Genomic DNA, 13,118 nt, shown 5'->3' with positions numbered 1-13,118 from the left:
GTCGGCTATCCCATCGTGTGAGGGTCAAGTCCCTTTCGTCTAGTTATTTTGTCTCAAACAAAGACTGGCCTCAAGATTTTTTTGACTACATCCGTAGTCATGATAGACTACAGCTGTAGTATGCGAGGACCTTATGAAGAAGATGCCCCGTTTGGGAGAGCAAGAAATGGAAATTCTAAAGTACGTCAACGAATGCGCGCCGGTGGCGGTGCGAGACGTGGCGGAACATTTTGAAAAGTCCAAAGGCTTAGCGCGTACCACGGTCTTAACCGTGATGGAACGTTTAAGAAAAAAAGGTTTTTTAACTCGCTCTCAGGTTGATGGAGTTTTTAAGTACTCTGCTAAATTTGAAACGGGCGATGTGCTTTCAAGCAAGGTTTCTGACTTTGTCGAAAAGACTTTGGGCGGTTCTATGAGCCCCTTGCTTTCGTATTTTCTTTCCTCAGACAAGTTATCGGACGAAGAAATTAATCAGCTTAAAACCCTCGCGGCGAAGCTAGATCAAAAGGGGGGGTAAAATGGACTTCACCTTTTTTGATTACGTATGGAGAGGATTAACGGTCGGGGTTTTGAGCTCGGCGATCGTGCTGGCAGTTCTTTTTGTGACCTCTTTGTTCATTGATAAAAAAGCCACTCGCCAGCAGATGAAATATTTCTTTCATACGCAGGTGACTTTATCACTGGTGGTTTTTATTTTAAGTTTCGCTTGGGTTGTTTGTGTCGATCCAGAACTTGCTAGTGGTTGTTTTAGTCTTTTTGCTAAAGATAAATCTTTCTTTACGGTGACGCGTTTTTTGGCGGCCTTATGGGTGGCAGGATTCGTGGGCTTTGCGGTATTAGACCTTTTTAGAATCTGGAAATCAACCGACGCCGATCTTCAAGATACCCAAGACAAAGAACTGCTTAGTCGCTTCCAAGGACTTGTGTTCAAATTTGAAATCAAGTCTGGCGTGGTTTTAAAAATTTCTAAGAATTCTTCTAGTCCCTATGCGGAAGGTCTTTTTTCGCATAAGGTGGTTTTGCCGTCAGAAATTTTGAAAATGAGTTCTGAAAATATAACCCATATTATCGCCCATGAACTGGTTCATGTGCGTGATAAAGATTCTATTTGGAAAGTTTTAGAACTCTTGGGTCGTCGTGTTTTATTTTTCAATCCGTTTCTGTATTTCTTGGCAAAAAAGCATTTACTGGCCATTGAAATGGCGGCGGATGAACAAGCGGTCGTGACGACGCAAGTAAAAGCTAAAGATTATATTAAGACTTTGATTGAAGTGGTAAGTTTGCACCGCGTGACGGGACATAATCCGTTGGCATTGAATGCCAGTCGCACGTTTAAAGAAACCAAGGAACGCATGGAGGCATTGGTTTTAAACCAAGAGCTAAAGCCAAAAAAGAATTTGGTGAATTTCATGATCTTTGGTTCGGTTTTAATTTCATTAGGTTTTTCCGTGGCTCAAGCGCGGTCGACAGTGCAAGAGTCCGTACAACGAAACTTTGAGACGGGGATGATGTGTTCCCAGGTTCATCACGAACAGATGATTGAATCTTGGTTGCGTATTCCGGTCGAAAAGAATAAGTGCGAAGAGTAATTTAAATAATAATCAAAGATCCTACCCAAAAAATCTTTTGCGAAAACAAGAGAGGGGTCTTTTATTGCCTAAAAAGAGGAAGAAAATGAAAAACATCATTGGAGCTTTAATTATCGCAGCATTGCTAACAGGGTGTGCCTTGGGTGAAAATCAAGTGAAAGAAGCCCTCCGGAAGAACCCTCAAATCGTTTTTGACACGATCGAGGAAAACCCGGAGCGTTTTATTGAGGTCGTTAATCGGGCAGCGCAAAAAGCTCAAGAGGCTCAATACTTAAAGAGAGCTGAAATTGAAAAACAAAAACAAGATCAGGATCTAAAAAATCCCAAAAAACCAAGTATCCAAAAAGACCGCCGCATTTCGGGAAGTGATGAGGGCAAGATCGTGATTGTGGAATACGCGGATTTTCAGTGTCCGGCGTGTCGAATGGCGTACTCTTCTTTGAAACAGTTTAAAGAAAAATATAAAGATCAAGTGCAGTTCTATTACAAGCACATGCCCTTAGACTTTCACCCCATGGCTTATCCCGCGGCTGTTTATTACGAAGCCATTCGGTTGCAGGATAAAAATAAAGCGGCGAAGTTTTACGATGAGCTTTTCTTGAATCAAAAAGACCTGTCTGAAAGTTTTTTTAATAAGACGGCCGCAAAAGTTGGGGCCAATATGCAAAGACTTAAGGCTGATATGAAATCAGACCAGATCAAGAAGATCATCGACGCGGACATGGATGAATTTCAAAGTTTCGGCTTTAGTGGAACGCCGGCGTTAATTATGAACGGTGTGGCGATGGACGGGGCGCAAAGTTTGGCGGCCTTAGAGGCCTTGGCCAAAAAAGTGACGGCTCAAGAATAAAAAATTGACGTCCCGTGTGAGTGACAGCCGTCAACTTGTGGCGCCATACTTAAAGATATGGCGTCACACTTTCTTAAAACCGAATTTCCAATCATTCAAGCCCCTATGGCGGGCGCCCAAGATATTCAACTCGCTATTGCGGTAGCTAAGGCGGGAGGCTTGGGATCATTGCCTTGTGCGATGTTAAATCCAGAACAAATTCGCGGTGAAGTCGCTAAGTTTCGTGCGGCGACGCAAAAACCTTTGAATTTAAATTTCTTTTGTCATCAAGCGCCCCCGGCGGTTTCAAGTAAAGAGGCTGCATGGAGGAAGTTATTAGAGCCGTACTATCGTGAGTTCAAAGTTGATCCAAACTTAAAGGTGAACTCTCCGTCGCGCAGTCCTTTTGATGTAACTTTGTGCGCGCTTGTTGAAGAACTAAAGCCTGAAGTTGTCAGTTTTCATTTTGGTTTGCCGTCAGAAAATCTTTTAGCAAGAGTCAAAAAAGTGGCTATGGTGATCGCGTCTGCCACTACCGTGGCTGAAGGAGTTTGGCTTGAAGCTCACGGATGTGATGCGGTGATTGCACAAGGTCTGGAGGCTGGCGGACACCGCGGAAACTTTTTAAGTGATGATCTGGGAATACAAATGGGAACTTTCTCGTTGGTGCCGCTGCTTGCAGATGCTCTTAAGGTTCCGGTGATTGCGAGTGGCGGTATCAGTGATGAACGGGGAGCAAAAGCCGCCATGATTTTGGGGGCCAAAGCCATTCAGGTGGGAACGTCGTATCTTTTTTGCCCCGAGGCGAAGATTTCTGCTTTCCATAAAGAAAAATTATCTGAAAAATATGCGCCAACGGCTCTCACGAATCTTTTTAGTGGGCGACCTGCGCGCGGGATTGTGAATCGATTGATGAAAGATCTGGGGGCAATGAACTCTTTGGTCCCGGAATTTCCGTTGGCGGGAGGAGCCTTGGCTCCTCTTAAAGAAGCGGCAGGCTCTTCTGAAAAAGGGGACTTTTCGTCTTTATGGGCCGGGCAATCGGCCTCGCTCAATAAACCCCGTTCCGCAAAAGAGATTACCGAAGCTTTGGGGAAATCCGCTCTGCAATTCTCAAATTGAGACAGGTTCATTGCTCCAGATTTCAGAGTGAAAGACCGATAAGATACACTCTAGGATACGGGGGAATTATCCATGAAACATCTTACGGCTTTTGTTTTATTCGGACTTTTTCTATACACTCCCCACTATGCCACGGCCCAAACCGGTCAAGGTTGTCACAATTGGTGCGGCAAGCAGGCCAACAACGCGGCCACAGGCTATGCAGCCTCTTTAGGGAAAAAGTTTGGAGATCTTTCGCCGACCGAACGAGCCGAAGCACTTCGTCGAAAGCAAGACGAGTGGGATCAATGTAAGGCGCAAACCATTCACATGACCGAAGAACAGTGTAATGGTCAAACCAGTTCTGCGGATGTTCCAATTCCTACGGCAAACCCCAACAAATGTCAGACCGAATACAATGACTTAGTTCAAAAATGTGATGCGCAAGTGAGTTCTTCTAAAAACACTTGTGATGAAACAAAAAACTCGGCGATTAGCAATGCTTCGTCTTCCGCGTCTTCTTCTAATACGAATACGACCGGTGTGACGGACTCATGTAACTCGGCTGCGGCTTTAAATTCGGGTGCCAAAAATGCGTGGACTTCATATCGTGAAAGTTGTTACTCCGGGATGGAGAGCTGCGTAAATACGTGCAACGAGATGATCACTTGGGCGAATAACAACCCCAGCTGTTTTCCGATGAATGGCATGACGAAAGATCAAATGGCTGCACAAGTATTCAGCCCCAAAGCAGATCAGTGTTTAGATCTTCAAGCCAAAGTGGACAGCGCGGACCGTAATATCGCTTCCTATGGCACAACAGCTGATGGTGCGGATGCATGTAAAACAGAAACGGCGGGCGGGGATTCAAAATCTAAAAGCAACACCGGAAATCTTTTAGGTCAGCTTGGCAGCATGGCCGCGGCCATGCTTGCAAAACAATCTGCAACAGCCACCCCCCAAGCCGTGGTGGCTTTCTGTACGGCAAACCCGACATACCCTGGTTGTGGGGCCACCGCGCAAGCCAGTTGCAGTGATCCCACTTATGCGGCAACTAATAAGGTCTGTCAGTGTGCCGCGAATCCTTATTCTTGTCGGGTGATGGATAATTCCGCGTCGGATAATTCAATTGGATTTTCTTCGGTGGATTCATCATCACGTTTACCGTCTCAAGCCACAAATCCTGGTGGGGATTTACCAAGCACTCCGGGGATCGCGATGGTAGATCCGGTTCGCAGTGGCGATGTGCAAGGGGTTGATGGTCGTCAAGGCGGAGCGGGTGTGGGATCTTCCACTGTGGGAAGTGGCGGGGGAGCGGGTGGTTTAGGTAAAGCCCATGTCGATCCCAATGATATGCCAGCAGGCTCTGCCGGAACTTTTGGTGGCGGCGGTGGTGGAGCTGGTGGTCGCTTTGGCAGTCAAGCCGGCGGCGCACGTGGAGGCTATGCTCCAGGTGGTGGAAATACGGCGGGTACCAAGTCGCCGGGGACACCTGATTTACGTCAATTCCTTCCAGGCGGATCTTTCAACCCTCGACAAAATAATATGATCGGTGGACGCGTGGGGATAGATGGAATTACCGGACCAAATTCAAATATTTGGCAAAAGGTGCAGAACCGTTATCAGGTCTTAAAGGACACACTTCATCCTTAGTTATCTAAAGTGACATTTATGTGCCGCGAAGTTCTTTTTGCGGCATCTCTTCGTGAAAGTTTTATCTGACAAAGCCGGGCATTGTGACCTGGCTTTGTTTTATTTCCATCTGAGGCCGGGCATGGTTTGTGGATATTGCGTTGCGACCCCTTGGAAAAGGAATAAGAAATGTACAAAAAGTATACAAGCAACATGCTTTCGTTTTTGGTATTAGCGTCTTTCGTCGGTGGAATGGCTCCATTGCATGCACTTGGACAAAATGGTTCGGTTTATGAATCGCAATCTGAGCTTGAAAGCGCCGAAGCTAATCTTGAAGAAGCTCAAGGAGGATTAGAAGTCAGCCAAGAAGAATTGGCGGTGGCCAAAGACAGCAATTCGTCTATGATCCGTAAAAATGCAGAGACAGCGTCTCGTGTGCGTTTTGAAATTCAACGTTTGCAATCTCAGCAAGCCGCGAATTCAAAAGAAACATCTCGCTTAGCGGCGAATACGAAAAAGCTTGAAGGTGACATCCGTAAGATGGAACAAAAAGAAAACCAAGTCCGTGCTAAGGCCGAACAGGTTTCTAATAAGCTTGCTCAGGTGCGTGACCAAAATACTCGCACGACAGAAAAGCATGAACAAGCAGTGAATTCCGTGAAGTCTGCTCAAAGCGACATGAGCCGCCTACAGCAAGAACTTAAAAACAGCCAAAGCGAGCTTCGCCAGGCGCAAGCAAAACAAAAAAGAAGTGCTGTCGCCCTAAAAAATGCACAAAGCAAACTTCAAAAAATGCAGGCTTACGCAAGCAAAGAAACAAAGCGCCTTGATCAACAAACTCGTACTTTGATCGCGCAAGCTGAAAAGAACGAAAAAAGAGCGCAAATGTTGGAAGAAAAAAGACAACAACACGAAGAACGTCTTAAACAAAAACGCCAACGCTTAAGTGAAGCTAAAGAGCGTAAAAAGAAGTCTTTGGGTCGTCTAAGCTCCAACTAATTTTTTAAGAATACAGAAATAAAAAAAAGGCTCTCGATTATTGAGAGCCTTTTTTATTTGATCTGGTTTAGTGATGATCGTGGGACTCGGGTTTAGCTGGTTTCGCGGCTGTGATCGGATTAAATTTTTTATCGTTGGAATTAGCAACGGCGCGCGTGGGTAAGGTGGTGGGACCTTCTCGGAAAGTGACGATCCCGGTTTCAAGATTATACAAAGAAGGCACGATGGTCACTTCGCCTTTTTTTAACTTCTCGGCAAGCAATTTTGATCTTTTCCCTAAATCCTGAGCCACACCTTCGGTATTGGCCCACGATTCTTGTTCGAAATTCGCGCTTGGTGATTTTCCTTTAAACGAAGAAATTCGGGGATGAATATCTTTGACCAAATTGTCTAAGGCGGGGGTTCCCACTGATGATCCGTCAAGGCTGCCATGGGCTGCTTTGACGGCGCCACAAGATGTATGACCCATCACGACGATCAACTTTGATCCTAAGTGCTCGACCGCGTATTCAATGCTGCCGATGGCGTTGTCGCCCAAGGCTTCACCCGCGGTTCGGACCACAAAGATTTCTCCCAACTTTTGATCAAATAGGATTTCAGGTGGAACCCGCGAATCGCTGCAGCTTAATACGATGGCATGAGGTTTTTGTCCCGTGCTTAGCCGAGTGACATCCTCTTTGCTTTGTCCGTCAGCGCGCAGTTTATGATGGGTGTAGCGTGTGTTGCCATTTTTCAGCCATGAGAGGGACTGAGACGCGGATACTCCCGGGGTGGGGTCGTTGGCTAATGTGACTAGGGGAGTAAATAGTAACGTTAAAGCGAGGGCTCTCACAAAAATCCTTTGGTTGATGTTTGTGCAACTCATCGGCAACCAAAGGATCGAAGTTTAGCGGGCGCACTCGCGCAAGAGTGTGTCACAGTGATTTAAAATTGTCGCTTTTATGGAATCTCGGTGTTTCTTGAACTCTGCAATTTGAGATTTTTGAACGATCTTATAAAGGCTCACCGTTCTTTCTAAATCTATAAGACGTTGCTTTTGTGGCCCCCGCGATAAAGGGAATTTAGGAATTTCTAAGTTCTTCTCTGTCGCCATTTTTACCGAGGACGTCCAGTCAATCTCTGTTTGAGTCAGATAAATTGTAGGTGTAAAGGGCGTGCGAACTTCTTTCATTGCCGCTTCTTGTTGTGAATACATCCAGCGAAGCTCTGTCAGAATCTTTTCAAATTCGGCATCGTGCTTTTTGCCGAACAGTTTAAAAACGATGGCTTTCCAAGCAATGCAGAAATCTTCAAACTTAATATTCTTAGCTTTTTCGTAAAAACCGGGATGGATGATGTTGTTAAGGGTTTTCCCTAAAACATCCTCAGAGATGATGACGCTATCCGTTTTATGCCCGACACGCATCAGATGATGAGCCCAGCTTGTGATCTCCAAAACCGAGTTTGCGTTGACCTCGGCATTGCGGAAATCCAGCTCAAAGCTTTCAAAGGCATAAGCGCTTAGGGGTTTTTCTAAATGAATATCAAAGACACTTTTACGTCGTTCTGTTTTTGCTAAAGCAAAGAAGCTGCTTAAATGCTCTGAGAATTTTTCAAAACTCCCACTCCAAGCGTCTTCACGCTGGCAGCTCTTATAGAGTTGAAAGGCTTTCTCTTCAGAAGGTTCAGCTTCATCCAATAAAGCGTTGATCTTGTGTTCTAAGTTATGCGGAAACGTATTCCAAAGTTCCTTGATCATGCTTTTAATAGTAACACTGCTTTGGTCGGGGGCTGTTTATCTATCTTTGTCCAGGTCGGACTTTCTTTAGCGCATTTTGCAAAACTTTTTTACAAACAGCCTTTCACTCATCAAACGTCTGTAAAGATGTCTCGCCATGAGATGATTTAATTACGAAACCTAATTATTTGCCGTTTTGTAATCCAAGGCCCTTTATTGATCACTTAAGTAATCCGAATAATTACTTAACTCAATTTTGGTATTTCTGGAAACCGAGGAATTAGATGGAACGTTCTTTATTAAAAGGAATAATGCTTTTGAGCCTCATGATAGGCTTAAATGCGCATGCGTCTCCAGCATCTCTGACGTATCAAGGTCGCATCGTAAAAGCAGATGGCAGTCCCCTTGAATACGGCAACGTGAGCTTCCAATTTGAAATCCTTAGCTCCTCAGGTCTCTGTGTTTTGTATCGCGAACAAGTTAACGGCATCAACATGGTGCACTCAAACGGTATCTTCGATGTGAGAATCGGAGCCTCTCATAGTTATCCTTTAAGTGCGTCTTTTAGTATCGTGGATAGTTTTAATAACTCCGTTAATCAAACTTGTGATGGCGGATCTGTATTTGCTCCTTCAGCCACTGAAGGGCGCATCATGCGCGTGCAATTTCATGATGGCACGGCTTGGCGTTTGATTTCTCCTGACACGCAAATTCGTTCTGTGCCTTATGCCGGTTACGCAACATCGGCGGCAAAACTGGGTGATAAGACGGCGGCGGATTTCGTCGCCCGTCCGGCGGTTTGTACCGCAGGCCAGGTTATTACTTTTGATGGCACCAATTTTAACTGTGCCGCTGGTGGCGGCGGTGGTGGCGGCAGCGGAACCGTGACAAGTGTGGTGGCGGGTGCCGGTCTTGCCGGCGGTACGATCACTACGACCGGAACTATTTCATTAGCACCGATCGCCGATAAAAGTCTTTTAGCAAATATCAGTGGTTCCTCGGCCGTACCCACGGCGACGACGATCTCAGCGTTGATTGATAGCGCGATTTCCAATACTCAAGGTGGTATTCTTTACCGCAACAATACCGGATGGGTGGCATTACCTCCGGGAACAAATGGTCAATACTTACAAACTCAAGGTGCTAGCGCCAATCCTCAATGGGCGACAGTGTCTGCGGGCTCTTCAGGGACTGTGACAAGTGTAAGTGCCGGAACCGGTTTAACGGGGGGGCCTATTACCACGTCGGGTTCGTTGGCGGTCAATGTGGGAACCGGGGCAAACCAGATTCCTCAGCTTGATGGTTCAGGAAAATTAGTGGCCGCTGTCATCCCCACAAATATTGTGACGTCATCAACGACCCTAGGTGGCGATCTTTCTGGAAACTTACCAAATCCAAATGTGGTGGGTCTCCGGGGACGTGCGATTGATGCGACGGCACCAACTGATGGACAAGTTCTTATTTGGGATAATGGCAATACAACTTGGAAAGCCCAACACGTAAGAATGGAAGACGTGCGGAACGCTTGGGGTGGCACGCAAATGATTCCGGCGACGGCGTGTGCTGCGAACCAAGCGATGATCTGGAGTGTGCTCACGGATCGTTTCACATGTCAGAATATCGGTTCTTTAGATGCCGCCGCAATAACAACGGGTGTTTTAAACACAGGAAGATTAGGTACGGGCACAGCAGATAATACGAAATATCTGCGTGGGGATGGGACCTGGCAAACAATTTCTTCCAGTGATGCGACCAAACTTCCTTTAGCTGGTGGTCAGATGGCTGGCGACATCGACATGAATACGCATAAGATCACGAATGTATCAAATGTTCCTTGGACGGCCGTAAATCCTGGCGGTAGTAACGATATGCAGTCACTTCGTTGGGATGATACTGCGAAAGAGTGGAAATGGTTCACAGCCGGAGCTGCGGGTTCGGGGATTACTTCTGTTAATGGTGCTACCGGTGCCGCGCACACCCTTGCTCCGACAGCGTCGGGGACTTCTTACGGATTTACGACAAGTTCAAATACGCACACATTCTCAATCCCTTCCGCAAGTGGCGCGGGTGTGACGGCGGGCACGATTTCAAAAACAGAATACGACAGCTTTGCTGCGAAACAGGCTCCCGGAAATTACGCTACGGCTTTGTCGGGTGATGTGACTTCGACAGGTTATTCTGCAGGAACTTTGACCACATCTATCGCTAATAATGCCGTTGTCACAGCTAAGATTAATGACGGCGCCGTGACCGGAGCAAAACTTGAAGATGTGTCAGGCTTAGTTGCCGGTACATACCCAAAAGTCACCGTGGATGCGAAAGGTCGTGTGACGACAGGGGCTTCGCTGGCCGCGACGGATATTCCAAATTTGGATGCTGCCAAAATCGCGACCGGTGTTTTTCCGGTTGCGAGATTAGCAACGGGCACACCGGACGGAACAAAATTTTTGCGTGACGATGGCACATGGCAACCGGTTTCGGTCACCGAAACGGATCCACAAGTAGGCGCTAATACTACGAACTATGTTTCTAAATGGGATGGTTCAGCTCTGGTTGCCAGCGGAATTTCGGAAGTCAGTGGTAATGTCGGCATAGGTATCGCCTCCGCTTCTTATCCATTAGAGATTCAAAAAAATCATAACGGTGAAACCTCTTTACGCTTGCGTAACACCAATACCGGAAATGCTTCAGAAGCCGGCATTGTTATTGAAAACAATGCGGGCATCGCGGGTAATATATTTAGTACTTCCGCAAATTATGCGGCGGTCACGGCTTATCAGGATCGCTTCAATGTGGTTGCCGCCACGAACGTCTCGGGGCTAACCTTGGCTGCTGAAAACGGAGACATTCGCTTCTTGGCCACGGGCCAAAATGAGCGCATGCGTATGACGGCGACGGGTGACCTAGGTATCGGAGTGGTTTCGCCGGATGCTAAACTTCATGTGGCAGGTCAGATAAAAATCACCGGGGGATCTCCTGGTCTGGGTAAAGTTTTAACTTCGGATGCGAATGGTTTAGCAACATGGCAAACGGCTTCTGTTACCGAAACGGATCCACAAGTGGGCGCCAATGCCACAAACTATCTTTCTAAATGGGATGGCTCTGCGTTGGTCACAAGTGGAGTTTTTGAAAACGGCGGCAATGTTGGTATTGGAACGGGAAGTCCGGGTGCTCCTTTAGATATTGGCGGCACCGTGAAATTGGGCCTAAACGCCGCCGGAGGCGCCGATCAATTTGTATTTAGTAATACTACGGGAAATGCTTATCTTTTTGGGTATTCCACGGGCAACACGAGTGCCACAATTGGCGCGTATAATTGGAACACCTCTTCGGGCGTAGACCTTGTGTTTAATCCCAGCGGTGGCAATGTGGGTATCGGCACGACATCCCCCACATCTGCCTTAGACGTGAATGGCGTTGTTCGCATTCGTGGGGGTACACCGGGCGCGGGAAAAGTCCTGACGGCTTCAGATGCTAACGGGAATGCGACCTGGGTCACACCGACGGCTGGTGGCAGTGGAACGGTCACTAGTGTGGCGGCGGGAACTGGTTTGACAGGCGGTACAATCACAACGACAGGGACTTTAGCGGTGAATGTGGGGACGGGTGCCAACCAAATCCCGCAACTTGATGGCTCTGGAAAATTGCTAGCAGCGGTATTGCCAACGGATCTGGTGACAACGTCGACCACTTTAGGTGATGACCTTTCGGGCAGTTTACCTAATCCAAAAGTCGTGCGTGTACAGGGGCGGGCCGTAGCAAGTACGGCACCGGCTGATGGTCAAGTGATGTTGTGGGATACAAATACGTGGAAGCCAGAGTATGTGCGTATGCAAGACATCCGCAATGCTTGGGGTGGCACACAAATGATTCCCTCGACAGCTTGTACTGCCAGTGAAACGATGGCTTGGAGTGTGGTGACAGATCGTTTTACCTGTCAAAGCATCGGTTCATTGAATGCTTCGACTATCACGGGGGGAGTTTTAGCCACCGGCCGACTTGGTACCGGGACCGCTGATGCCACCACCTATTTACGTGGGGACGGCACTTGGCAAAGCATCTCCTCGTCGGAAACCGATCCCAAAGTGGGCGCCAACACGACCAACTATCTTTCGAAATGGAATGGCACTGCTTTAGTAGCCAGCGCTGTTTCTGAGTCTTCTGGGTCCGTGGGAATCGGAACGGCTTCCCCTTCTCAAAAACTTCACGTGCGCTCGGCCAACGCCTCGGACGAAATTCGTATTGAAAATACTTCTTCTTCCGCCGCTCGAAATCCTCGGGTTGCCATCGTAAATTACCAAGGAGCCGTTGCCGGTTCGGGAGGTTTCCCGGAAACTCGCTTCGTCAATCTCCGCGGTACCTCCGCTTCTGCTTCAGCCACGACATCCGGTGATATGTTAGGTATTATGTCCTTTTACGGTATGGGCGCAACCGACTGGGTTCAAGGCGCAAAGATTTCTGTTGGTACAGAAGAAACATTCACCGACGGTACCGCCGCTTCCTACATGACTTTTGCGACCACGTCTTCCGGCGCGGCCTCATCGACGGAAAAAATAAGAATTACGGCATCGGGCAACGTGGGCGTCGGCACCACGTCTCCGGGCGCTAAATTGGAAGTCGCGGGGCAAGTGAAGATCACTGGCGGGTCGCCCGGGAATGGAAAAGTTTTAACCTCCGATGGGGCGGGTTTAGCGTCTTGGCAAAATGTGAGCTATTCGGAGACAGACCCAAAGATAGGCTCTAATTCAACAAACTATGTGTCTAAGTGGAATGGTTCGGCCCTAGTGGCCAGTGGCATCTCGGATGATGGTACAAATGTCGCGGTGACCGGAAACCTTCGCACGACAGGACAGATCAGCACGCCTTCACAAGCTTTAACTGTGGCATCGATTGATTGGAATTCAGGCAACACCGCTAAAACAAGTTATGATTGCAGCGGGAACTTAAGCTTCGCCAACCTTCGTGATGGCGGTACCTATACCCTCGTTGTGACAAGCACGGGAACAACTCAATGTAGCTTCTCAACAACGACGACGGGTACTGATTCCGGTACGGTTTCTTATCGCTTTAAACCAGCCAATGCGGCTCGTACGGCTTCGTCTTACACTGTGTACACGCTTCTTCGCGTTGGCAATGAAGTGCTTGTTTCATGGACCTCAGGATTTTAATTAATCTAGAGGTCCCTTTCTTTGTTTCATATTGAGAAACCTCACACTTTTTCAACAATACTCCGATAAATTCATACTAAGAT

Annotated in this window: 9 protein-coding genes; 7 read left to right on the top strand and 2 right to left on the bottom strand. The window is 47.4% G+C overall.

Features of this window, described 5'->3' with window-relative positions:
• Positions 1-133: 133 nt before the first annotated feature.
• The 6 genes from AZI86_RS16485 (at position 134) to AZI86_RS16460 (ending at position 6,150) form a co-directional block, all read left to right on the top strand.
• Positions 134-517 carry a BlaI/MecI/CopY family transcriptional regulator gene (locus tag AZI86_RS16485; RefSeq protein ID WP_061836391.1) on the top strand — a complete coding sequence of 128 codons (384 nt, stop codon included), beginning with the start codon at positions 134-136 and terminating at the stop codon, positions 515-517.
• A gap of 1 nt (position 518) precedes the next feature.
• Positions 519-1,589, top strand: coding sequence for a M56 family metallopeptidase (locus AZI86_RS16480; RefSeq protein WP_061836390.1), 1,071 nt, complete (start codon positions 519-521; stop codon positions 1,587-1,589).
• A gap of 85 nt (positions 1,590-1,674) precedes the next feature.
• Positions 1,675-2,439 carry a DsbA family protein gene (locus tag AZI86_RS16475; protein ID WP_061836389.1) on the top strand — a complete coding sequence of 255 codons (765 nt, stop codon included), beginning with the start codon at positions 1,675-1,677 and terminating at the stop codon, positions 2,437-2,439.
• Between the two features lie 57 nt (positions 2,440-2,496).
• Positions 2,497-3,540: an NAD(P)H-dependent flavin oxidoreductase gene (locus AZI86_RS16470; RefSeq protein ID WP_061836388.1), complete on the top strand. Its 1,044-nt coding sequence runs from the start codon at positions 2,497-2,499 to the stop codon at positions 3,538-3,540.
• Between the two features lie 72 nt (positions 3,541-3,612).
• Entirely contained in the window at positions 3,613-5,172 is a 1,560-nt protein-coding gene (locus AZI86_RS16465) for a hypothetical protein (RefSeq protein WP_061836387.1), read from the top strand.
• Positions 5,173-5,340: 168 nt separating this feature from the next.
• On the top strand, positions 5,341-6,150 hold the full coding sequence (locus AZI86_RS16460; RefSeq protein WP_061836386.1) for a hypothetical protein: 810 nt from the start codon (positions 5,341-5,343) through the stop codon (positions 6,148-6,150).
• Positions 6,151-6,217: 67 nt separating this feature from the next.
• On the opposite strand, the gene AZI86_RS16455 is transcribed toward AZI86_RS16460, so the two are convergent.
• Together AZI86_RS16455 and AZI86_RS16450 are read right to left on the bottom strand one after the other, a co-directional pair.
• Positions 6,218-6,982, bottom strand: a complete 765-nt coding sequence (locus AZI86_RS16455; RefSeq protein WP_061836385.1) for a carbonic anhydrase — start codon at positions 6,980-6,982, stop codon at positions 6,218-6,220.
• Between the two features lie 54 nt (positions 6,983-7,036).
• Positions 7,037-7,888, bottom strand: a complete 852-nt coding sequence (locus AZI86_RS16450) for a hypothetical protein (RefSeq protein ID WP_061836384.1) — start codon at positions 7,886-7,888, stop codon at positions 7,037-7,039.
• 296 nt (positions 7,889-8,184) lie between these two features.
• Between AZI86_RS16450 and AZI86_RS16445 the strand changes: the two genes are divergently transcribed.
• On the top strand, positions 8,185-13,035 hold the full coding sequence (locus AZI86_RS16445; RefSeq protein WP_157684740.1) for a beta strand repeat-containing protein: 4,851 nt from the start codon (positions 8,185-8,187) through the stop codon (positions 13,033-13,035).
• Positions 13,036-13,118: the final 83 nt, after the last annotated feature.

The organism is Bdellovibrio bacteriovorus, assembly GCF_001592735.1.
In the GTDB taxonomy this organism is placed as follows: Bacteria; Bdellovibrionota; Bdellovibrionia; order Bdellovibrionales; family Bdellovibrionaceae; genus Bdellovibrio; species Bdellovibrio bacteriovorus_D.
Note: the sequence above shows the minus strand (reverse complement) of the source record. Positions and strands in the feature narration are given on the sequence as shown.